We start from the raw sequence: 21,520 nt of genomic DNA, 5'->3' as shown, positions 1-21,520 counted from the left end.
TCGTGGCAGCGCTTTTGCTATGCTGTCACCGTTCCAACCTGAGCGCAGCGAAGGGTCGCCCCTTGCGCCAACCCGAGAGGACGCCTATGAACCCCCAGCAGATGTACGAGGCCTGCACCGACGCTTTAGGCGCCTTCGTGCGCAGCGCCGGTTTCACCGACGTGGTCATCGGATTGTCCGGCGGCATGGATTCGACGCTCGTGGCCGTCATGGCGCACGACGCCTTGGGGGCCGACCATGTGCACGGGGTCATGCTGCCCGGCCCCTATTCCAGCGAGTCGTCCATCGACGACGCCGAGGCGCTCGCCGCCAACCTCGGCATCTCCAACATCACGGTGTCCATCTGCGAGCCCTTCGAGGCCTTCGAGGCGGTGCTCGCCCGGGCCTGCGGCGGGGCGCTCATCGGGCTGGCCGCCGAGAACACTCAGGCTCGCTGCCGCATGGTGTGCCTCATGGCGCTTTCGAACGCCCACGGCTGGCTCATGTTGAACACGGGCAACAAGTCCGAGGCGGCCATGGGGTACTCCACCCTTTACGGCGACACCGCCGGCGCCTTCGCGCCCTTGGGCGGCGTGTACAAGACCGACGTCTTCGCCATGGCCCGCTGGCGCAACCGCCGGGCCGTGGAGGAGGGAGCGTGCGGCCCCATTCCCGTGAACGTGTTCGTGAAACCGCCGAGCGCGGAGCTCGCGCCCGATCAGGAGGACGAGAAGTCCTTAGGGGTCGATTACGCCACGCTGGATCGAATTCTCATCGCCTATGTGGAAGAGGGGAGGGACGCGGCGGCCATCGTCGCCGAGAGCGGCCTGAGCCGCGATTTGGTGGACTACGTCATCGCCCGCACCGACGCCAACGCCTTCAAACGCGCATTGGAGCCTCCGTACCCTGACGCGTCGTTCTACGGCGCTCCCGCGTCCCGTTAGCGAAGCTGCGTCCCGCTGGCGATCCCGCGTCCCGCTGGCGAACGAGCCCCGTCTGGTGCCGGCGTTGTTCAACAGGCTCGTTTCATACACCCCACGGTGTATGGCGCGCGGCGGCGCAGTCGTTTACCATAGCGGTCATGGATAAGATCTTCCGAAATACCCCGAAGCTTACGGCCACCGACTGGCTCATCGACGCCGTCATCGCGGCGGGGGCCTTCGGGTTCTGCTGCCTGCAGCTCACCGTGGCCGTGAACCTGCTCATTCCCGATGAGTTCATGCGCCGGCTCATGGGCATCCAGGCCATGGTGCCCTCGGGCCTCTCGCTTCTGGCCATCGCGCTCACTACGCTGCCTCTCGTGCTGCGGCGCAAGTTCCCCTGGGCCGTGTTCGTGTGGTGCCTGGTCAGCTGGGGCCTGCTTCAAGCGGAGCTGAACGGCATCGCCCTGTCCGTGGCGGGCCCCCTCATCGCGCTGTTCACGCTGGCGTCTGCGCGCTCGCGGGCCGAGGCGGCCATCGCGTGCGCGGTCATGTGCCTGGTGCTGCTCGTTGCCCCGGCGCCCCCGGAGCAGTCGCGCATCTTAACGCAGCTCACCGTGCTCCAGAACATGGCGCTGGCCCTGGCGGCCGCCTTCGCCGGCTATGCCCTCCACGAGCACCAGGAACGCACGCGCGCCATCGAGGAGCGCGCGGTCGCCGCCGAGCGCAGCCGCGAGGCCGAGGCGCGTCGCCGGGTGGAGGCCGAGCGCGTCTCCATCGCTCGGGAGGTGCACGACATCACGGCCCATTCGCTGTCGGCCGTGAGCATCCAAGCCGCTGCTGCCGAGCGCTTGGTCGATCGCGATCCGGCGGCGGCCAAAGAGGCCATCGCCGAGGTGCGCCGCACCGCCAAAGGCGCCCTGGAGGAGATTCGCGCCATGATCGGCGTGCTGCGCGCGGGGGAGGGGCCGGCCGAGACGACGCCCACCCAGGGCACCGACCGCATGGGCGATTTGGTGTCCTATTTGGAAGGCGCCGACATCGAGGTCACGCTGGACGAGACCGCCTACGACCGCGCCTGCGTGCCGGCGTTCATCGACGTGGCCCTCTTCGGCATCGCGCGCGAGGCAGCTACGAATATCGTGCGCCACGCCGGGGCGCGCCGTGCGACGCTGGCACTGTCCACGAAACGGGAGGGCTTCGCCGAGCTTGTCGTCGACGACGACGGGAAGGGGCTCGCTGCCCCGGCCGCCGCGGCCGGTCACCACGGCCTGCTCGGCATGCGCGAGCGCGCGCGGCTTCTGCAGGGCACGTTCTCCGCGTCCCCAAGCCCGCTCGGCGGCGTGCGCATCGCCGTGAGCGTTCCCCTCAGCCAGAAGGAGGAGACCCATGAGTGAGGCCGATCCCATCCGCGTGCTCGTCGTGGACGACCAGGATCTCGTGCGCGGCGGCTTCAAGGCCATTCTCGGCACCTACGAGGGCATCGAGATCGTCGGCGAGGCCCGAAACGGGGCCGATGCGGTACAGGAGGCCCAGCGCCTCAAGCCGGACGTGGTGCTCATGGACATCCGCATGCCCGAAATGAACGGCATCGAGGCCACCCGCGCCATCACATCGAATCCTCTGCTCGCAAAAACCCGGGTGCTCGTGCTCACCACCTTCGACGTGGACGAGTACGTTTACGATGCTCTGGGCGCCGGGGCGAGCGGCTTTTTGCTGAAGGACGCCGACCCCGACGAGATCGTGGCGGCCATTCGCGTCGTGGCCCGAGGCGACGCGCTCATCCAGCCCTCGGTGATGCGCCGGCTCGTGGAGACTTTCGTGGCCGCGCGCCCGCGGGGCGGCTGGGGCGCCGCCGATGTGGCCGAGGCTCGCCGCGCCGCGCTGACGAGCCTCACCGACCGCGAGCGCGAGATTCTCGTGCTGGTGGCCCGGGGCCTTTCCAACGACGAGATCGCCGAGGAGCTGTTCATCTCGCCGGCCACGGTGAAGACGCATCTGGCCCGCGTCATGGCTAAGACCGATGCTCACGACCGCGCCCAGCTTGTCGTCTTCGCCTACGAGACGGGTTTGGTGACGCCTGCCCCCTAGGGAGACTGTTCACCTGCACAAATTCCAACTTGGAAAGTAATCCCTGATCAAGATTATAATCACAGGAAACTTGAGTGAAAAAAACTCAAGTTTTTCTCCGTCCCCTCTTGCATTCCTTCCCGTAGCTGTTATGATGCGTAACTGTTTAGCACTCGTTGCTACCGAGTGCTAGCACTTAACCTAACCGAGTGGTTAAATTGGAAGTTGCGCGAAGGCGCTACAACAACCATTGAAAGGACGGCAAGCTATGAATTTGAAGCCTCTGGGCGACCGCGTCATCCTGAAGCAGGACGAGGCCGAGGTTACCACCGCCTCCGGACTGTTCCTGGCCTCCGATGCCAAGGAGAAGCCCCAGACCGGTACCATCATCGCCGTGGGCGAGGGCAAGATGGACAAGGACGGCAAGCTGCTTCCTATGCCTGTTAAGGTCGGCGACAAGGTCATCTACGGTAAGTTCGGCGGCACCGAGGTGACGCTGGACGGCGAGAACGTGCTTATCCTGCGCGCCGACGACATTTACGCCGTGGTTGAATAAATAATTATTTATTCAACCACGCCCGACGGCTTTCCGTGGCGGCCGCCTCGCGCTTCAGAACCTGCGGTCTTTCGCACACAGCGCGAAGGCTGCTTAGCTCAAGACCGCAGAACCTTCAGCACGATGCGACTCACCACGAAAAGCCTGCTGTTTCCCTTGTTGATTTTTAAGAATAGATAGAACACGAAAGGAACGCGAACTTATGGCTAAGGAAATCAAGTTCGATACCGATGCCCGCTCCGGCCTGGCCGCGGGCGTCTCCAAGCTGGCCGACGCCGTCAAGGTGACGCTTGGCCCCAAGGGCCGCTACGTTGCCCTGGAGAAGTCCTACGGCGCCCCGCTCATCACCAACGACGGCGTGACCGTTGCCAAAGAGGTCGAGCTGGAGAACCCGGTGGAGAACATGGGCGCCCAGCTGGTGCGCGAGGTGGCCGTGAAGACCAACGACGTGGCCGGCGACGGCACCACTACCGCCACGCTTCTCGCCGACGTCATCGTCTCCGAGGGCCTGAAGAACGTGACCGCCGGCGCCGACGCGCTCGGCATCCGCCGCGGCATCGAGAAGGCTACCGACGCCATCGTGGCCGCCATCAAGGCCGACGCCACCCCGGTGTCCACCAAGGAGCAGATCGCCAACGTCGGTCGCATCTCCGCCGGCGACGCCGCCATCGGTGACAAGATCGCCGAGGCCATGGACGCCGTGGGCAACGACGGCGCCATCTCCGTGGAGGAGTCCCAGACCATCTTCGGCATCGACATGGACATCGTCGAGGGCATGCAGTACGAGCGCGGCTACATCTCCCCCTACATGGCCACCGACATGGAGAAGATGGAAGCGGTGCTGAAGGATCCCTTCATCCTGCTGACCGACATGAAGATCAACTCCATCCAGGACATGGTTCCGCTGCTGGAGGAAGTCATGCGCGCCCAGCGCCCGCTGTTCATCGTGGCTGAGGACGTCGAGGGCGAGGCCCTGTCCACCATCCTTCTGAACCGCCTGCGCGGCACCCTGAATGTCGTGGCCATCAAGGCCCCCGGCTTCGGCGACCGCCGCAAGCGCATCCTCGAGGACATCGCCGTGGTCACCGGTGCCCAGGTCATCGACAAGGACTTCGGCATGACCATGGCCGACGCCACTATGGAGATGCTCGGCACCGCCAAGACCGTGAAGGTCACCAAGGACACCGCCCTTATCGTGGACGGCGCCGGTAAGAAGGAGGACATCGAGAACCGCATCCAGATCATCCGCGCTGAGCTCGAGCGCGTCGATTCCGACTTCGACCGCGAGAAGGCCCAGGAGCGTCTGGCGAAGCTCTCCGGCGGCGTTGCCGTGCTGAAGGTGGGTGCTGCCACCGAGTCCGAGCTGAAGGAGAAGAAGTCCCGCATCGAGGACGCCCTGCAGGCGACCCGCGCGGCCGTGGAAGAGGGCATCGTCGCCGGCGGCGGCGTGGCGCTCGTGGACGCCATCGGCGCCCTGGACGCCGTCAAGGCCGATGACAAGGACGAGGAAGTCGGCATCGACATCATCCGCAAGGCCATTGAGGCCCCGATGCGCGCCATCGCCCAGAACGCTGGCTTCGAGGGCTCCGTCGTGGTGGAGAAGGTCAAGAGCCTGCCGAAGGGCGAGGGCCTGAACTGCGCCAACGGCGAGTACGGCAACATGATCGAGATGGGCGTGAACGACCCGGTGAAGGTGACCCGCACGGCGCTGCAGTCCGCGGCCTCCGTGGCGGCCCTCATCCTCATCACCGAGGCCACCATCAACGAGATCCCCAAGGAGGGTCCCGATCTGAGCGCTCTGGCTGCCGGCATGCAGGGCGGCGGCGGAATGTACTAGGCCCCAAGCAAGGAAAACTTGCACGTGGCTTAACCGCACAACCAACTAAATCGCAGAAGGGCGCCTCATCAGGGCGCCCTTTCTGTTGTGCGCAGGTTTTTGCTGTGCATCTTGGAAATCGTGCTTTTTTGGATCGCTCAGCTTGGAAAATGTGCTTTTTTGTTTTCGGGTAACACCCATTTTGACCTGGTAAAACTCAAGAAATACCAGGTCAAACCCCTATTCAAAAAAAGCACATTCTCCAAGCTGAGCTAACAGCCAATTCGCGGTCACATCCTTTTCTATGGGCGTTTTCGGCAGTCGTTCCCAAGAGGGGCGCGATCTCCTAAGATAGTGCGATACGCGAAAATGGCCCCGAAGCCCAAGGAGGTTTCCGTGGAATTGTTGGAAGAGCGCATTCGCCGCGATGGCGTGGTGAAGGCGGGCGGTGTGCTGAAGGTGGACGCCTTCTTGAACCACCAGATGGACATCGAGCTGTTCTCCCAGATGGCCGAGGAATGGAAGCGCCTGTTCGCGGGCAAGCCCATTAACAAGATCCTCACCATCGAGGCCTCGGGCATCGGCATCGCCGCCGTGGTGGCGCATCATTTCGGCGTGCCCGTGGTGTTCGCGAAGAAGACCCAGTCCATCAACCTGGACGGCACGATGTATTCCACGCGCATCCAGTCCTTCACCCACAACCGCATCTACGACGTCATCGTCTCCACCCGCTTCCTCGGGCCCGACGATCACGTGCTCATCATTGACGACTTCCTTGCCAACGGTTGCGCCCTGCGCGGGCTGCTCGAGATCTGCGAGAGCGCCGGGGCCACCGTGGAGGGCATCGGCATTGCCATCGAGAAGGGCTTCCAGCCCGGTGGCGACGAGCTGCGCGAGGCAGGTTACGACCTGCAGTCCCTCGCCATCGTCGAGGCCATGGACCCTGCTACCGGCGCCATTGAGTTCCGCTCATGAGCCGCAAGAGAAACGTGGAAAGCGAGGGCGGCGTGGCGTTCGTCGACCCGAAGATGAAGGCGCTCTCGTCCCTTGATGGCGAGATCGGCTGGCTTGCGGCCTTCCCCTATGGCCTGCAGCACGTGCTGGCCATGTTCGTGGCGAACCTCGCGCCCATCGCGATCATCGCCGCGGCGGCCGGCCTTCCCGAGGACTTGCGGGCCACGCTCATTCAGAACGCCATGTTCATTGCCGGCATCGGCACCTTCGTGCAGCTGTTCCCCGTCTGGCGCGTGGGCAGCGGGCTTCCCATCGTCATGGGCATCAGCTTCACCTTCGTCTCCGTGGCCTGCACCATCGCGGCGACCCAGGGCTACGGGGCGCTCGTGGGAGCGGTCATCGTCGGCGGCCTCATCGAGGGCGTGCTCGGCCTGTTCGCCCGCTGGTGGCGGCGCATCATCACACCCATTGTGGCTGCTGTGGTGGTGACCTCTATCGGGTTCTCGCTGCTCGGCGTGGGGGCGGCCTCCTTCGGCGGCGGTTCCGGCGCGGAAGATTTCGGCAGCGCCACGAACCTCATCCTCGGCACCGTCTCGCTCCTGGCGTGCCTCGCGTTCCAGGGCCTCGCCAAGGGCGCTACCAAGCAGCTTTCGGTGCTCTTCGGACTCATCGTGGGGTATCTGGTGGCCATTCCGCTGGGCAAAGTGGACTTCTCCGGCTTCGCTTCGGCGCAGCTCTTCTCGCTGCCGGGAGTGCTGCCCGTGACGCCGGAGTTCAACCTGGGCGCTATCATCACCGTCACGCTCATCTTCCTCGTGTCCGCCACCGAAACGGTGGGCGACTGCTCGGCGCTCACGGCCGCCGCGCTGCGCCGCAACCCCACGGACAAGGAGCTCTCCGGCGCCGTGACGGCCGACGGTCTCGTTAGCTCGCTCGCCGGCGCGTTCGGCTGCTCGCCGGTCACCTCCTTCTCACAGAACGTCGGCCTCATCGCCATGACCGGCGTGGTGAACCGCCGCGCCATCGCCACGGGGGCGGTCGTGCTCGTGCTCGCCGGCTTCGTGCCCGTGGTGAGCCTCGTGTTCGCCTCCCTTCCCGAGGCCGTGCTCGGCGGCTGCACCATCATGATGTTCGGCAACATCATCGTCAGCGGCTTCCAGATGATCGCCAACGCCGGCTTCTCGCAGCGCAACATCACCATCGCCGCGCTGTCGCTGGCTGTGGGCATCGGGTTTACCCAGATGGGCGACATCTTCGCCATCTTCCCCGAACTGGTGCAGAGCGTCTTCGCCGACAACTGCGTGGCCGTGGTCTTCGTCGTGGCCATTCTGGCGAGCCTGCTTTTGCCCAAAGATCAGAAGGTGGAGGGGCCGCTCATCGTGGAGGAGGGCAACGATTCGGTGGATGCTGCCGCAGACGCGCTAGAATCTTAGGCCCATGGAAACCATCGCGCACATAGCCGGGCACGTGCTGGAGCATTCTCTGGCCGACACCCTGTACCTCATCCCGTTTCTGTTCGTCACCTACCTGGCCATGGAGTGGCTCGAGCACAAGACCGGCGGCAAGACCCAGGAGGCCATCCGCCACGCCGGCGCGGCCGGGCCCATCGTCGGCGCATTTCTGGGCGTGGTGCCCCAGTGTGGCTTCTCGGCCGTGGCGGCCACGCTGTACGCGGGTCGCGTGATCACGCTGGGGACGCTGTTCGCCGTGTTCCTCTCCACCTCCGACGAGATGCTGCCCATTTTCCTGGCCGAGGCGGTACCCGGCAATACCATCTTATCCATCATGGGGGCGAAGGTGGTCATCGGCATGGTCATGGGCTTCATCGTGGATGCCGTGCTGCGCCTGGCGCGCCGCGACAAAGAGCGCCTGCGCATCCACGAGCTCTGCGAGCAGGACCAGTGCGGCTGCAACCACGATTGTCACACCTGCGAGCAGGCTCCCGAACGCGCCTGCGAGCACCACGACGACGTGGAGCACACCCACGAGCACGGGCACGGCTGGAAGGGCATCCTGAAGAGCGCCACGAAGCACACGGTGCAGGTGACGTTGTTCATCTTCCTCATCACCATTGCGCTGAACGTCGTGCTGGAAACGGTGGGGGAGGACGCGCTCGCCCAGTTCCTCGGCGACAACCCGAATTTCTCGGTGTTCGCGACCGCGCTTGTGGGCCTCATCCCGAACTGCGCCGCCAGCGTGGTCATCGCCCAGCTGTACGTGGAGGGCGTGCTGGGGGCCGGCGCCATGCTCGCGGGGCTTCTGGTGAGCGCCGGCGTGGGACTGCTCGTGCTCGCCCGGGCCAACCGCCCCTGGAAGCAGAATGTCGCCATCATCGTGGTGCTGTATGCTACGGGTGTGTTCTGGGGCCTTATCTGCAATGGGCTGGGTGTCGTGTTCTAGCGGCCCCGTTGCCGTCCGCTCGGTGGGCCGTGCTGCGCCGGGGACCGCGAAGTGGTTTTCGGCCTCGTTGCCGTTTTGTTAAATCTGACGGCCCGTCAAAATTGTCCTTGCGCCGCCTTCTCGTTAGTACTACGCTCGCAACGTTAACTTTTCTGGTCATCAATGGGAAGAAGGCGATGGGGTTGGCAGGCCGCGGCGAAGTCATCGAGCGACTTCTTGCCGCCCACGAGGCATGGTTCGACATCGATCGCGACCACCGTTTCGCCGGACGCACCTTCCCAGGTTACGCCGAGTTCCATTCCTGCGCCTCCCAGTACGTGCTCGTCAAGCGCGCGAAGCTGTGGGAGGCGGCCAGTCACGAGCACCTGTTCTTCTGGGACACGCCTCGTCTCACGGCCGCCGAGCTGGACGACCTGGTCGGCTGCATCACCGGCGTGGGGCTCTCCCTCGTGCAGCCCGCACCCGATCATATGACGACCTATCTGTCGCTCGCCATCGTCGCCGACGCCGTGGACGATCTCGCGTGGGAGCGCGTGCGCCGCACCCGCTTCCGCAAGAACTTCGCGCTCGGCTGGCGGGGATGGGCCGATTTGCGCCTGGCAGTGGCCGACCTGTCGCGTGGGCGTGTGACGACCAATTCGCAGGGAAAACCGCTGGGAAAAACGCTCCAGGCCAATGCGTTCATCGACGACGGTGCTGCTGTTTGCGCTGCTGGTTGCAGCGGCGCCCGCGACGCTGCTTGCGGCGGCGCGCGTGATGCTGCGCGTAACACCGCGCGCGGCGCTGTTCGCGATGGGCATCGGCTTGACGCGTCCGCCTCGGCGTTTCCGGAAGGAAGGGAGGGCCGAGCCTGCGATGGCGCGCGCCCTCTCTTTGAGGCCCAGGGCGAGAAGAGAGGAAGTAAGCTATGAATGCCCTGATCATCCTTTTGGTAGCCATCGTGGTTCTCGTATGTGGCTACGTCTTTTACGGCGGTTGGCTCGCCAAGCAGTGGGGCATCGACCCCAACCGTCCCACGCCGGCGCACGAGTTCGAGGACGGCAAGGACTATGTGCCCGCCGCGCCCTATGTGGTGCTCGGCCACCATTTCTCGTCCATCGCCGGCGCCGGCCCCATCAACGGGCCCATTCAGGCGGCCATCTTCGGCTGGGTGCCCGTGCTTCTGTGGGTGCTGCTCGGAGGTATCTTCTTCGGCGCCATGCACGATTTCGGCGCGCTGTTCGCCTCCATCCGCCACAAGGGGCAGACGCTCGCGACGGTTATCGCCCAGAACATCGATGACACGGCCAAGAAGCTGTTCTGCATCTTCGCGTATCTGACGCTCATTTTGGTGGTGGCCGCCTTCGCCTCCATTGTGGCGAGCACCTTCGCCGTGGTGCCGGTGCCGACAGACGACGCCGCCAAGGCTGCTTCGACCGAGGCGGCCAACATGGCCAACATGCGCACGGCCATGATCTCGGTACTGTTCATCGTGGTGGCCGTCATTTACGGCGTGGTCACGCGCGGGCGCAAGCTGCCCACGGCCGTCAACATCCTGTCGGCCATCGCCATCATCGTGGTCGTCGTGGCCCTCGGCTACAACTTGCCGGTCATCGCGCTGGACAACACCACCTGGATGATCCTTGTGGGCCTGTATATCCTCGTGGCTTCCGTGGCCCCGGTTTGGATCCTCCTGCAGCCGCGCGACTACCTGTCGAGCTATCTGCTCTACGGCATGATCGCCCTGGCGCTCGTCGGCATCATCGGCGCCGGCATCATGGGCAACGCCGCCTCGCTGGACATTCCCGCATTCACGGGCTTTGCCGCCACAGCTGGCACATCCAAGGTGGCCGCCTCGGGCTTTTTGTTCCCGGCCCTGTTCATCACCATCGCCTGTGGCGCCATCTCCGGCTTTCACAGCCTCGTGGCCTCGGGCACTACCTCCAAGCAGCTCGACCGCGAGGCCGAGGCGCAGCCCATCGCCTACGGCGGCATGCTGCTCGAGTGCTTGGTGGCGGTCATCTCGCTGTGCGCGGTGGCCTTCGTGTTCTCCGGCTATATGGACGGCACCTACGCCTCGCCGACCCAGGTCTTCGCCGCGGGCCTTTCCCAGATGCTCGCCTGCGTGCCCGGACTCGCCGGGGCGGAGTCCGTCGCCTACGCGCTGCTCGTGCTGGCGGTATCGGTGTTCTGCCTGACCTCGCTCGACACCGCGACGCGCCTGGGGCGCTACATGTTCCAGGAGCTTTTCACGCCGCACGGCATGGAGGCGAGCGAGCTTACCGGATGGCGCGCGGTGCTCGTGAACCCCTGGGTCGCCACCATCATCACGGTGGTGCTCGGCGTGGGGCTGGGCATGACCGGCTACCAGCTGGTGTGGCCGCTGTTCGGTGCCGCCAACCAGCTTCTGGCCGCCTTGGGCCTACTGGCCGTGTGCGCGTGGCTGGGCAACGCGGGCCGCAACAACAAGATGTTCTACTTCCCCATGGCGTTCATGATGGTGGTGACGCTGACCTCGCTGGCGCTGACGGTGTGGGCCAAGATCGGCCTTCTGGCGGCCGGCACGGTGGATGCCGCCACGGTGCTGCAGCTGGTCATCGGCGTGCTGCTCATGGTGTTCGCCGTCATCTTGGCCGTCAAGGGTTGCAAGACCATCTTCGGGAAGAAGCGGGTCGCGTAGAATCGGGTCGCGTAGAATCGGGTCGCGCAGCTGCAAGCATCCTGCTGCCGATCTCCTCGCATTGCTGCCCCAGAACGGGCACCCGGGAATCCTGGGGCTCGTTTTGGGGCATGATTTCGAGTTGTTAGACATAAGGGAGCGCGCTAACAGGTCTGTCGATCGGTTTGGCGACTGCGCGCCCCGGCGCAACTGGGCAAAAGCCCAGGTCGCAACCTCGCCACTGCTCTGCAGCGAGATTATGCTACGGCGGAACGATCGTTTTGCTCGACAGCGAGAGTCTAACAACTCAAAATTCTTGCCCGAAACAAGGGCGTGGATTGTTCGAGCACTAAAGTGGGCATAGAGAATTTTGTTTCGCACCCCATAGCGTGCAGAGGGCTTGGCCCGTTATAGTGTCAGGAAGCGAAAAACGAAACGAGAGGAGACGCCCATGACCGCACTTTCCGCCGGCATGACCCGCGAAGAGGCCGCCGAGTTGCTCGCCGCCCACAACAAGGATCCGTTCCATATCGAGCACGGCGAGACCGTCGAGCAGACCATGCGCTACTTCGCCCGCGAGTACGACCCGGAAAATGAGGAGTTCTGGGGCATCGTGGGCCTTCTGCACGACTTGGATTGGGAAGAGCACGACGACGAGCCCGAGAAGCACACGCTGTACGCCGCGCCGCTCATCGAGGAGGCGGGCGGTACGCCGGAACTCATCCGCGCCGTCCAATCGCACACCTCCGACTACAACACCGATCTGCCCAAGCCCGAACTGCAGATGGAGAAGATACTCTTCGCCACCGAGGAGCTGACGGGCCTCATCGGAGCGGCCATCGTCATGCGCCCGAGCAAGTCGGTCATGGACTTCAACGTGAAGTCGCTCAAGAAGAAATACAAGGACAAGCGCTTCGCTGCCGGTGTGAGCCGCGAGGTCATCGCCTCGGGCGCCGAGATGCTCGGCTGGGAGCTCGACGAGCTGTTTGCCCGCACCATCGAGGCCATGCAGTCCTTCGCCCCCGACCGCGACACGTTCCAACCGGAGGCGTAGAAGCTGTCGGACGTCTAGCAGGTTGACCGATCGAGCAGGGTCGTCTCGCTGTCAGGTGGGACGGCCCTTCCGTTTGCAACAACTTTGCAAAGAATCGGTGGCGGCAGGCTGGCAGGTCTACAATGGCAGGCGGACTTTATTCGGCCGCGCTGGCACCTGGCGGAGGTGCGGGGCGGATACGTGAGCAGAAAGGACGCCCATGTGGTGCAAGAAGATTCTCGTGGCCTATGACGGCAGCGCTCCCTCCCATCGCGCGTTGGAGGTGATGCGCGAGATCGCCGCCCAGAACCCGGAGGTGGAAGTGGTGCTCGTGCATGTCATGCGCCTGTTCTCTTCGGGCTCGGCCGCCGCCGGCATGGACACTGTCATGGTGGACGACGCCATGGCCATCCGTGAGGAGCTGGAGGCCATCGCCGCCGACATGGTGAACCCCACGGAGGTGAAGGTGCTCAAGGGCACCTCGCCGGCCGACCTCATCGTGAACTGCGCGAAGGAGGAGGGCTGCGACCTCATCATCATGGGCAGCCGCGGCCAGGGCGGCGTGAAGGGCTTTTTGGGCTCGGTGAGCTACGCCGTCACCAAGGAGTCGCCTATGACGGTGCTCATTGCGAAAGAGGGCGACTGCCGCTAATGGTCTCGTCTGCTGCCAAGGTCGCCCCCGCGTCTCGTTGCGAAAGGCCCGCGCCTGCACCGCTCTGGACGCGGAACTTCGTCGCCGGCACCTTCCTGAACTTCTTCATTGCCGGCAATTACTTCATGCTTATGGTGGTCATGACCGCCTATGCGCTCACGGTTCACCAAGCGCCGGCCGCCGTGGCCGCCTTTTGCGCGAGCGCCTTCATCGTGGGCACATTGTTCTCGCGCTTCGCCGCCGCGCCGATGATGGAACGCTTCGGGCGCATGCCCCTGCTCGTTGTCGGCTGCATTGCGGAAGTGGCGCTCTCGGCGCTGTACCTGCTGAACGAGCCGGTGGGCGCCCTTATCGGGGTGCGCCTGGCCCACGGGTTCTCCTACGGCGTGTGCTCCACCACCATCGCCACGGTCATTACCAGCGTGGTGCCAGCCGAGCGCAAGGGCGAGGGCATCGGGTATTTCATGCTTTCCATTACGCTTGGCAGCGCCATCGGGCCCTTCGCGGGCATCTTTCTGGCGAACAATTTCGGCTACCCGGTGGTGTTCGCCGTGGCGAGCGTGCTCGTGGCGCTGTCCATTCCGGCTGCGCTGCTTTTGCGCCCGGCGCCTGCCACGAAGGTGAAGGGGAGCGAAGCGGCGGCCGAGGCTGAGGTAAAGGCGGCTACCGATGCTGTGGCCGGTGCGGTGGCGGAGGCCCCGGACGAAGAGGCGCGCGAAGATGCCGCCGCCAATCGCGACGAGGCGCTGGCGGCCTCTACCCGCGTGCCCTCCACCCACTTGGAAGAGAAGGTCGCCGCCAAGGTGGAGCATTCGCCGCTCGCCCGTTTTGTGGAAGCCGGTGTGCTGCCCATCTCGGTGGTGTGCGGCCTTCTGTTCTTCGGCTATTCCAGCCTGCTCACGTTTCTCACGCCATACGCCACCGAGATCGGCCTGGCTCGGGCCGCTAGCGTGTTCTTCGTCGTGTACGCCCTGGCCATGTTCGTCACGCGCCCCTTCACCGGCCGCGCCTTCGACCGCGTGGGGCCGCACCCGGTCATGGTGCCGGCGTTCGTGTCGTTTGCTGCGGGCATGGTGGTGCTCGCCTTTGCGGCCAACGATTGGATGATCCTGGGTGCCGCGGCCCTGCTCGGCTTCGGCGTGGGTACCGTGCAGTCGTGCGGGCTCGCCATGGCCGTGCGTGTGACGAGCGACGCGCGGCTGTCGGTGGCCAACGCCACGTTCTACATGCTGCTCGACGTGGGCGTGGGCATCGGCCCCATCCTGCTGGGCATCGTGGCGCCGCTTTTGGGGTACGCGAACCTGTACCTCTGCATGGCCGTCGTGGGCGTTTTGGCCCTGGCTCTGTTCCTCGTCGTCGCCAAAACCGAAAAGGGCGCACGGTAAATCGCCAGTTCACCAAGGGGGTGAGGGGAGGGGTGAGCTGGTTTCGCACTGCTGGTGGCTCTTTTCACCCGCGACATCTCATCGCGAGTTCTCCACAATGGCCTCCCATAAGGGCGTCGGTTGCCGCAATACGTGCGAACCGGGCGCCAGGGAGAGACGTTGAAGGAGGAGTGAATGATGGAGAAGGCGAAAGGCCTCACGTCGAGCCGTCGCGACTTCCTGAAGGCAAGCGGTCTGGCCCTTCTGGGGTCAGCGGCCGCTGCGGGCGCCTTCGGTGCTGTTCCGACGGCGAGCGCCTATGCTGAAGGCGATGCCGCTGCTGCGGCCCCGGCGGAAGCGGGCATTGCGAACTTCGAGACCGATATGTACAGCGATGTGTTCCCTACGGGCGTTCGCTACATCCCGGTTATCGACGCGCCGACGGACATGGATCGTCAGGGCAAAGTGGCCTTTGAACTGCGCGAAATCGGCGAGGACGAGATCACGCGCACGGAGGAGACCGACGTGCTCGTGGCCGGCTGCGGCATCACCGGTGTGTGCGCCGCACTGTCCGCGTCTGACGACGGTACGACCCAGGTGCTCTGCCTCGAAAAGATGAGCGAGGGTCGCGGCATGTTCGAGGGCATGGGTGTTACCGGCGGCGCCGCCATGGCCGCCGCCGACTATGTGTGCGACAAGCCGCTCATGATGGATCGCATGCGCCACGCCGCCTATTACCGCGTGCCCATCGATCCCATCAAGCTGTGGGCCGATCGCTCGCCGGAGGCGGCCGACTGGCTGCAGGCGAAGTTCGACGAGGGCGACGGCCAGATCACCGAGGGCTTTAAGATCAACAACGAGAACGCCCATCATTTCGACGTTCCCCAGACCGAGGTGACCTTCACCTCTCCGCAGTGGTCCGAGCAGACCATCAAGAATGCCGGCGGTGCGGGCATCTATATCGTGAAGGATCTGGCGAACACCCTCTCGAAGCGTGCGAACGCCGAGGTTCGCTACCGTAGCGCCGTGGTGAAGCTCGAGCGCGAAGAAGGTGGCCGGGTGACCGGCGCCATCTGCAAGGACGCAGACGGCTACTTCCGCGTGAATGTCAAAAACGGCGTGGTGCTGGCCACGGGCGGCTTCGATGCGAACCCGGCCATGCTGAAGGCCTGGTGCCGCCCCGAGGATATCGCCAACGCCGCTTCCTGGTGCCCCAACTACGGCACCACTGGCGACGGTCAGCTCATGGGCCTTGCCGTGGGCGGTCAGATGGACCCCCTGCCCGCTGCGGTCATGAACTTCGACTTCGGCAGCCCGGAGTCTTTCTACTCATCCAACCTCGGTATCACGGGGCTGGTGGCCGGCGGTATTATGATCAACGAGGAAGGGCGTCGCTTCGCCTCCGAGTCGCTGCCGTTCCAGGCGCGCTCCAACGCCATCACCGCCCAGCGCCACTATGGCGAGAACTGCTGGCGCGTGGCTAGCTCCGCCCAGGTGCCAGCCCCGGCAGTGCTGGAGGCGTTGGAGCCGTTCAAGGAAAAGGGATGGGCTTTTGAGGCCGATAGCCTGGAAGAGCTCGCCGGCATGATGGAAGTGGCCGCCGACACCCTTGTCGCCGAGGTGGCCCGCTTCAACGGCTTCGTGGACAACAAGCTGGACGAGGATTTCAACCGTCCTATGGAGAAGGCGGTGAAGATTGAGGGCGAGAAGTACTACGCTATCAAGCATCAGTCCTCTATCCTTGCGACGGTGTCTGGTCTTGTAGTCGATTACGAGTGTCGCGTGCTCGATTACGACAATGAGGTCATTCCGGGCCTCTATGCGGCGGGCGGCGCTTCAGGCGGATTCTTCCATACGAACTACCCGCGCCATATCTTCGGGCCGTCCATCGGCCGCTGTGTAACCTTCGGTTTCGTCTCCGGCCAAAGCGCCGCTCAGGGGGTGTAAGCAATGAGAAAATCACTGCGTTTGAAGACTTTGGTCGCTGCAGGCGTCGCCGCCGCGTTCAGCCTATGCTTTGCCGCCGGATGCACGCCGTCAGGTGGCGCGTCGGATATGGAATTGGCTGATACGGGTGCGGGCGATCTGGCTGCTACGTATACCGTGCATGCCGACAATGCTGCAGGTGGTGCGGGTCTGGCCGCTTATCACACAGCCCTCGGCCAGGATTGCGAGTCGTGCCACAAGGGCGACTTGGGCGCCCAGCTGGCTGCTGCCGGCCAGGACGGTGAGCCCGATTGCGCGAGCACCTTCTACAACGACACGGCCACCTGCCTGAGCTCCGAGTGCCATGTCTCGTGGGAGAAGCTGGCTGAGCGCACGGCGGATCTGGGTGACTACAACCCCCACGATTCCATCCATGGCACCATTGAAGACTGCAACGAGTGCCACAAAGGTCATGCCGAGCAGGTCGACATCTGCGGCGAGTGCCATCCCAACGGCGGCCAGGAGATGGTCGGTTAGGAGCTTCGATTTCGAAATGCTCATGCGTCAACGGGCGGTCCATTGCGGCCGCCCGTTTTCGCGAAATCGCTTGGAAATGCCAGTTGGGGGCCGCTTTGGCGGCGGCAGATTGCCAAACCGGCCCCCAACTGGCATTTTTAGCCCTTTTGGAGCCGTTTTTCCGTGCCGGCCGCGCCAAAGCGGTCCCAACTGGTATTTCCGGACCATTTTCGAAAAGGGGGCAATGGCAATTGCGGTAGGGGGTTGGTATACTGCCCGATAAGAGGGGGAAAGGAAGGGAGCTTCATGAGTGGGACGCAGCAAAGGACGGCGATGGGCGCCCAAGAGGTCGCCTACGACTTCGAGCAGGAGACCTCGTCGGCTCGCGTCTTCCCTGTGCGTTTCCTGGGCATGGGCCTGTTTATTGCATGGCTGAGCTGCACCCACATCTCCCTTATCTTTCCCGGCCCTGGCTGCGATCTGGATGCCCGTACGGCTTTCGACATGGGTATGCGTGTCGGGGATATCGGCACTTTTGTCATGCTGGCTCTGCTCGCTCGCCGTATTGGAGTGCTCTCGCGACATCCGTCGACCTGCTTCGCGCTTGCCGCGCTGTGCGCTGCGGGAACGGCGTTCATCGGTCTTGTCGCCATGCCCGCAGGACTGCACTATAACCTCATATTCGCGTTCTCCGTTCCGACGGCCATTGGGGGAGCGGTGCTGTTCTGCCTGTGGGGACAGGTGTACTGCTCCATGGGCATGACCCAGGCTATCGTCGACGGGGCCCTTTCCTGCATTACGGCTTTAGCTATGTCGGGCTTGGTGGCGGTCTTGAAGCCGCCTTTCGCGGTGATCGCCACAGCGCTGCTCCCGCTGGTCTCTATGATTGCGGCGGCTCTTTCGCTCCGGGTACTTCCGTTGGAGCGTCCTGCCGACCTTTCTCAGCGCTACCCCATGCCGTGGAAGTTGCTGGCCATCATGGCCATCGGCAGCTTCATCATGGGCGCTTCTGGCCTGTTCATGGACAATGCTGATTACATGGGATCTATCCATCGGGTGCTTGCCACGGGGGTCTTTGGAACAGTGGTGCTTGGGTTGGCGTGGCTGCACCGCGATAAGCTTGACGCCCGAACGCTGGCTTTGGCCGCCCTGGGCCTCGCGGTTTTCTCGCTTGTGCTCGTGCCGTTTGCCCGTGGCTCGCTCGGAGGCGCTGTTTCCTTCACGGCGAAGTTCGCTTTCGTTTTCTTCACCTTCTTTGTGTTGCTCGTCGTTGTCGGTATCGTCCGGCGCTTCGAGGTGCCGAGCCTGCGCCTGTTTGCCGTCACTCGCATTGCGACGGAGCTGCCACTTCTGCTAGGGCTGCTGCTCATGCGCGCTGTTCGCGGGTCGGGCGTTCTCGATAGCCTGTCTATGCGCGTTATCGTCGCCCTGGTGGGTTTGGTGCTTGTGCTGGTGTGCGTGGTCATTTGGAAGAGCGAGGCCTCGGTGAACGCCGATTGGGGCGCTCAAGGGGTGGGCATCGCCACCAACGTGCATGAGCCGGGGCCCCAGGAAGTGTTTCTGGCCCGCTGCGAGGCCTTGGCTGAGCGCTATGGCCTGACAGCGCGAGAGAGCGAACTCTTGACGCTGGCCCTGCAGGGCAAGACGCGCTCTCAGATAGAACAGGAGCTGTACCTTTCGGCCAACACGGTGAAGACTCATTTGCGCCATGCCTACGGTAAGCTGGGCGTCCATTCGAAGGCCGAGGCCGCCGAGCTTTTAGAATCGGTTGAGTAGCAGGTTCAGCATTTTGCGGCGCGATTTCCTGATTTCCACCACTTCGGAGTTTCATAGCCTGGGCCCGAGAACGTGCGTTTAAGGAAACCGCAGATCAGAATCCCGCGCAACCGACGGCTTGTTCCAAACCGCGCAGAAAAGGGTGAAAATCGGGAAATCGCGCCATGAAATGAAAACGCGGGGGCATGTGCACCGAAGCTGCGTTTTGCCTCATGATGCAGATGCCCAATGAAAAAGCCGCTCCGAAGAGCGGCTTGCTTGTGCGAAAAATGGCTGGGGTACTAGGATTCGAACCTAGGTAGCTGGTACCAAAAACCAGAGTCCTGCCGTTGGACGATACCCCAGTGCCGTATCGAACGAGAAGTGGTGGGCCCTGCGGGGATCGAACCCGCGACCTTGGGATTAAAAGTCCCCTGCTCTACCGACTGAGCTAAAGGCCCACTTCTTTACGCAATCGCATAGTCTACCGCTCCGTGCGATTCCGGTCAATGAGCAATCGGCCCACGGGGCATCCCCGTTTTTGTGCAAAACACGGCAGATCTCGTAATTGGAGGTGTTGGATGAGGGGTTTGTGAAAAGTATGACCTGGGAAAACGTGTCTTCATTCTTGAAGAACGTGCGTTCCGCACTACGAGAACTACTGTGTTTTGCACAATTGGAGGCATCGGAAGCCCAGAGCGTCGACGTGCCGGTGTGCCGGGGCGTCGACGCGTCGGTGCGACACAGTGCCGGGATGCAGGGTTGCAGGGTTGCAGAATAGTAGCGATGCCATGTTGTTTCGCGACGCGCAAGTCGCAACTGGTAAACTTAACCGCGAACATCAGGGATGGCGGGGCCGCATGGCCGCCGCTTCAGGGCGTCGCGCCGACGCCCGACGCATTTCGGGAGGCAACTATGCTGCACGCCCACGACGAATCAGTTCGCGCCCACCTGCTGGAGGGCGGTTTCGGCCTGGAAAAGGAATCCCTGCGCATCGACGGCGGCGGTTTTCTCGCTCACACGCCGGCCGACTTCGCCGACGACGTGCACATCGTGCGCGACTTCTCCGAGAACCAGGTGGAGGTGAACACGCCGGTATGCGCCACGCCGGCCGAGGCCATCCAATCGCTGGAGCACTACAACGGCCTCGTGCAGCGGGCCATCGCGAACTTGCCGGAGCGCGAGCTTCTATGGCCCTTCTCGAACCCGCCCTACATCTTGAACGAGAAGGACATCCCCATCGCCCAGTACTTCGGCGACGACGCCAGCAAGACGGAGTACCGCGAGTACCTCTCCGACCGCTACGGCCGCTACAAGATGGCCTTTTCCGGCATTCATCTTAACTACTCCTTCGGCGAGGCGCTGCTGCGCGCCGACTACGAGGTCGCCCGCACGGAGAGCCCCGACGCCCCCGCCACCTTCGAGGCCTATCGCGACCAGTTCTACGTGCGTCTGGCCGAGAACTGCGTGGCGTACAGCTGGATCCTCACGGCGGTCATGGCTGCCAGTCCCGTCATGGACTCCTCCTTCGTGGAGAAGGGCAAGATCGGCGGCGATTTGTTTCAGGGGCTCGCTACGGTGCGCTGCTCGGAGCTCGGCTACTGGAACTTCTTCGCCCCCATCTTGGACTACACGAGCGCGAAGGCCTATGCGGATTCCATTCAGAGCTACATCGACAGCGGCATGATCCGCTATCCCTCCGAGCTGTACTATCCCATCCGCCTGAAGAACTTCGGCCCCTACAGCTTAGACGGCCTGCGTGAGGGAATCAGCCACATCGAGCTGCGCATGGTGGACTTGAACCCGCTCGTGCGTGCCGGCATCGACGAGCGCGACGTGCTGTTCAGCCAGCTGTTCCTGGTGTGGGCCGCCTCGCTTCCTCCGGCGGACCTCACGGTGAAGGACCAGGTGCAGGCCGTGCAGAACTTCAAGAACGCCGCCCACTACGACCTGAAGACCGTGAAGATCGTCATGCCCGACGGCTCCGCGCACTCCGTGGTGAAGGCGGCCAAGCGCATCATTGCCGCCATGGAGGAGTTCTACGCCGATTTCGGCGAGTCGGTGCACGACTGCCTCGCCTTCCAGCGCCGCAAGTTCGAGGAGCCCGAGTGCCGCTACGCGTGGAAGATCCGCGAGCAGTACGGCCAGGGCTTCGTAGCCCGCGGCCTGCAGCTCGCCCGCCAGCGCCAGCGGGAGTATTTGGAGGAGTAGCGGGCTTTGCGGCTCCACTTTCCGAAAGCGCGTGCAACGGGACGAGGTGCTGCTCTATGCAGCAGCTTGATTGAATGCGGCTTTACCCCTCGCAAACCCCCGCGTTTTGGCTTGATCGTCCACGATGGTAGCCAAAACGCGGGGGTTTGTGTGCCTTTGGGCGCCGGGAGAGTTGGCTGCGCCTTCTCGGCGGTGCGCTGGGCTCCCGTATGCCGTCGTCCGCATCGGTGTGCGCCCTTGCGCCTCTGCTAACCCTGTGCTATCATGCCCTCTTGCCGACAAGGCGGCAGCGCTTAGGCAGCGCAAATAATACCTGGCGGCTCCGGTTGATCACTGAGAGCTGCGCGGCTCGACCGCAGGCCTGACAAGCAGGTCATTTCCAAAGCCAAATCCGCTTTTTGGTTTTTTACGCCCTTGTGCGATTTTTTCTTCAAATCCTCTTGCCTTTTTGGTACTATCTTGCGTTGCTGCTTTATCAGTCCGTTTTGGAGGAGCAACTTTTGGCTAAGGAAGATGTAATCGAACTCGAGGGCACGGTGCTCGAAGCCCTGCCCAACGCGATGTTCAAGGTGGAACTCGAGAATGGCCACACCATCCTCGCCCACATTTCCGGCAAGATGCGCATGCACTACATCAAGATCCTGCCCGGCGACCGCGTGACCGTGGAGCTGTCGGTGTACGACTTGAACCGCGGCCGCATCACCTACCGCTTCAAGTAATCCCCCTCCGG

18 protein-coding genes and 2 tRNA genes are annotated in these 21,520 nt (G+C 63.6%); 18 read left to right on the top strand and 2 right to left on the bottom strand.

Annotated elements, in window-relative coordinates; genetic code table 11:
- The first annotated feature begins 86 nt into the window (after window positions 1-86).
- The 16 genes from nadE to AEQU_RS08005 all read left to right on the top strand — a co-directional run bounded on the left by nadE (window position 87) and on the right by AEQU_RS08005 (window position 18,600).
- Window positions 87-923, top strand: a complete 837-nt coding sequence (nadE, locus tag AEQU_RS08080) for an NAD(+) synthase (protein ID WP_022740434.1) — start codon at window positions 87-89, stop codon at window positions 921-923.
- Between the two features lie 137 nt (window positions 924-1,060).
- Complete coding sequence (locus AEQU_RS08075; protein WP_022740433.1) at window positions 1,061-2,296, top strand: sensor histidine kinase; 1,236 nt, start codon at window positions 1,061-1,063, stop codon at window positions 2,294-2,296.
- Complete coding sequence (locus tag AEQU_RS08070) at window positions 2,289-2,990, top strand: response regulator (RefSeq protein ID WP_022740432.1); 702 nt, start codon at window positions 2,289-2,291, stop codon at window positions 2,988-2,990. Before AEQU_RS08075 ends, AEQU_RS08070 begins: the two co-directional genes overlap by 8 nt.
- Window positions 2,991-3,237: 247 nt before the next feature.
- Window positions 3,238-3,525, top strand: a complete 288-nt coding sequence (locus AEQU_RS08065; RefSeq protein ID WP_022740431.1) for a co-chaperone GroES — start codon at window positions 3,238-3,240, stop codon at window positions 3,523-3,525.
- A 202-nt stretch (window positions 3,526-3,727) separates the two neighbouring features.
- Window positions 3,728-5,362: a chaperonin GroEL gene (gene groL, locus AEQU_RS08060; protein ID WP_022740430.1), complete on the top strand. Its 1,635-nt coding sequence runs from the start codon at window positions 3,728-3,730 to the stop codon at window positions 5,360-5,362.
- A 375-nt stretch (window positions 5,363-5,737) separates the two neighbouring features.
- On the top strand, window positions 5,738-6,316 hold the full coding sequence (locus AEQU_RS08055; RefSeq protein WP_022740429.1) for a xanthine phosphoribosyltransferase: 579 nt from the start codon (window positions 5,738-5,740) through the stop codon (window positions 6,314-6,316).
- Window positions 6,313-7,728 carry a uracil-xanthine permease family protein gene (locus AEQU_RS08050; protein ID WP_022740428.1) on the top strand — a complete coding sequence of 472 codons (1,416 nt, stop codon included), beginning with the start codon at window positions 6,313-6,315 and terminating at the stop codon, window positions 7,726-7,728. The genes AEQU_RS08055 and AEQU_RS08050 overlap by 4 nt, the downstream gene beginning before the upstream one ends.
- A 4-nt stretch (window positions 7,729-7,732) precedes the next feature.
- A complete protein-coding gene (locus AEQU_RS08045) occupies window positions 7,733-8,695 on the top strand; it encodes a putative manganese transporter (protein ID WP_022740427.1) in 963 nt (320 codons plus the stop codon).
- Between the two features lie 176 nt (window positions 8,696-8,871).
- Entirely contained in the window at window positions 8,872-9,606 is a 735-nt protein-coding gene (locus tag AEQU_RS11920) for a DUF8052 family protein (protein ID WP_051353412.1), read from the top strand.
- Window positions 9,603-11,354: a carbon starvation CstA family protein gene (locus AEQU_RS08035; RefSeq protein ID WP_022740425.1), complete on the top strand. Its 1,752-nt coding sequence runs from the start codon at window positions 9,603-9,605 to the stop codon at window positions 11,352-11,354. The genes AEQU_RS11920 and AEQU_RS08035 overlap by 4 nt, the downstream gene beginning before the upstream one ends.
- Before the next feature lie 430 nt (window positions 11,355-11,784).
- On the top strand, window positions 11,785-12,387 hold the full coding sequence (locus AEQU_RS08030; RefSeq protein ID WP_022740424.1) for an HD domain-containing protein: 603 nt from the start codon (window positions 11,785-11,787) through the stop codon (window positions 12,385-12,387).
- A 199-nt stretch (window positions 12,388-12,586) separates the two neighbouring features.
- A complete protein-coding gene (locus AEQU_RS08025) occupies window positions 12,587-13,018 on the top strand; it encodes a universal stress protein (RefSeq protein WP_022740423.1) in 432 nt (143 codons plus the stop codon).
- Window positions 13,018-14,403 carry an MFS transporter gene (locus AEQU_RS08020; protein WP_022740422.1) on the top strand — a complete coding sequence of 462 codons (1,386 nt, stop codon included), beginning with the start codon at window positions 13,018-13,020 and terminating at the stop codon, window positions 14,401-14,403. The genes AEQU_RS08025 and AEQU_RS08020 overlap by 1 nt, the downstream gene beginning before the upstream one ends.
- Before the next feature lie 174 nt (window positions 14,404-14,577).
- Window positions 14,578-16,329, top strand: a complete 1,752-nt coding sequence (locus tag AEQU_RS08015) for an FAD-dependent oxidoreductase (protein ID WP_022740421.1) — start codon at window positions 14,578-14,580, stop codon at window positions 16,327-16,329.
- Window positions 16,330-16,437: 108 nt separating this feature from the next.
- Complete coding sequence (locus AEQU_RS11915) at window positions 16,438-16,845, top strand: cytochrome c3 family protein (RefSeq protein WP_022740420.1); 408 nt, start codon at window positions 16,438-16,440, stop codon at window positions 16,843-16,845.
- Window positions 16,846-17,130: 285 nt separating this feature from the next.
- On the top strand, window positions 17,131-18,600 hold the full coding sequence (locus AEQU_RS08005) for a helix-turn-helix transcriptional regulator (protein ID WP_041714632.1): 1,470 nt from the start codon (window positions 17,131-17,133) through the stop codon (window positions 18,598-18,600).
- A gap of 270 nt (window positions 18,601-18,870) precedes the next feature.
- Here the strand turns inward: AEQU_RS08005 and AEQU_RS08000 are convergent.
- Both AEQU_RS08000 and AEQU_RS07995 read right to left on the bottom strand, forming a co-directional pair.
- Window positions 18,871-18,944: transfer RNA gene (locus AEQU_RS08000), tRNA-Gln, on the bottom strand.
- Between the two features lie 20 nt (window positions 18,945-18,964).
- Window positions 18,965-19,040: transfer RNA gene (locus AEQU_RS07995), tRNA-Lys, on the bottom strand.
- A gap of 454 nt (window positions 19,041-19,494) precedes the next feature.
- On the opposite strand from AEQU_RS07995, the gene AEQU_RS07990 reads away from it, so the two are divergent.
- Together AEQU_RS07990 and infA are read left to right on the top strand one after the other, a co-directional pair.
- Complete coding sequence (locus AEQU_RS07990; protein ID WP_022740417.1) at window positions 19,495-20,790, top strand: hypothetical protein; 1,296 nt, start codon at window positions 19,495-19,497, stop codon at window positions 20,788-20,790.
- A gap of 500 nt (window positions 20,791-21,290) precedes the next feature.
- Window positions 21,291-21,509 (top strand): translation initiation factor IF-1, encoded by a 219-nt coding sequence (gene infA / locus AEQU_RS07985; protein ID WP_016309306.1) that lies wholly within the window; start codon window positions 21,291-21,293, stop codon window positions 21,507-21,509.
- Window positions 21,510-21,520: the final 11 nt, after the last annotated feature.

Source organism: Adlercreutzia equolifaciens DSM 19450 (assembly GCF_000478885.1).
Lineage (GTDB): Bacteria > Actinomycetota > Coriobacteriia > Coriobacteriales > Eggerthellaceae > Adlercreutzia > Adlercreutzia equolifaciens.
Note: the sequence above shows the minus strand (reverse complement) of the source record. Positions and strands in the feature narration are given on the sequence as shown.

Coding starts and splice junctions, on each gene's coding strand:
- nadE (WP_022740434.1), top strand. CDS start 87: ATGAACCCCCAGCAGATGTACGAGGCCTGCACCGACGCTTTAGGCGCC.
- AEQU_RS08075 (WP_022740433.1), top strand. CDS start 1,061: ATGGATAAGATCTTCCGAAATACCCCGAAGCTTACGGCCACCGACTGG.
- AEQU_RS08070 (WP_022740432.1), top strand. CDS start 2,289: ATGAGTGAGGCCGATCCCATCCGCGTGCTCGTCGTGGACGACCAGGAT.
- AEQU_RS08065 (WP_022740431.1), top strand. CDS start 3,238: ATGAATTTGAAGCCTCTGGGCGACCGCGTCATCCTGAAGCAGGACGAG.
- groL (WP_022740430.1), top strand. CDS start 3,728: ATGGCTAAGGAAATCAAGTTCGATACCGATGCCCGCTCCGGCCTGGCC.
- AEQU_RS08050 (WP_022740428.1), top strand. CDS start 6,313: ATGAGCCGCAAGAGAAACGTGGAAAGCGAGGGCGGCGTGGCGTTCGTC.
- AEQU_RS08045 (WP_022740427.1), top strand. CDS start 7,733: ATGGAAACCATCGCGCACATAGCCGGGCACGTGCTGGAGCATTCTCTG.
- AEQU_RS11920 (WP_051353412.1), top strand. CDS start 8,872: ATGGGGTTGGCAGGCCGCGGCGAAGTCATCGAGCGACTTCTTGCCGCC.
- AEQU_RS08035 (WP_022740425.1), top strand. CDS start 9,603: ATGAATGCCCTGATCATCCTTTTGGTAGCCATCGTGGTTCTCGTATGT.
- AEQU_RS08030 (WP_022740424.1), top strand. CDS start 11,785: ATGACCGCACTTTCCGCCGGCATGACCCGCGAAGAGGCCGCCGAGTTG.
- AEQU_RS08025 (WP_022740423.1), top strand. CDS start 12,587: ATGTGGTGCAAGAAGATTCTCGTGGCCTATGACGGCAGCGCTCCCTCC.
- AEQU_RS08020 (WP_022740422.1), top strand. CDS start 13,018: ATGGTCTCGTCTGCTGCCAAGGTCGCCCCCGCGTCTCGTTGCGAAAGG.
- AEQU_RS08015 (WP_022740421.1), top strand. CDS start 14,578: ATGATGGAGAAGGCGAAAGGCCTCACGTCGAGCCGTCGCGACTTCCTG.
- AEQU_RS11915 (WP_022740420.1), top strand. CDS start 16,438: ATGGAATTGGCTGATACGGGTGCGGGCGATCTGGCTGCTACGTATACC.
- AEQU_RS08005 (WP_041714632.1), top strand. CDS start 17,131: ATGAGTGGGACGCAGCAAAGGACGGCGATGGGCGCCCAAGAGGTCGCC.
- AEQU_RS07990 (WP_022740417.1), top strand. CDS start 19,495: ATGCTGCACGCCCACGACGAATCAGTTCGCGCCCACCTGCTGGAGGGC.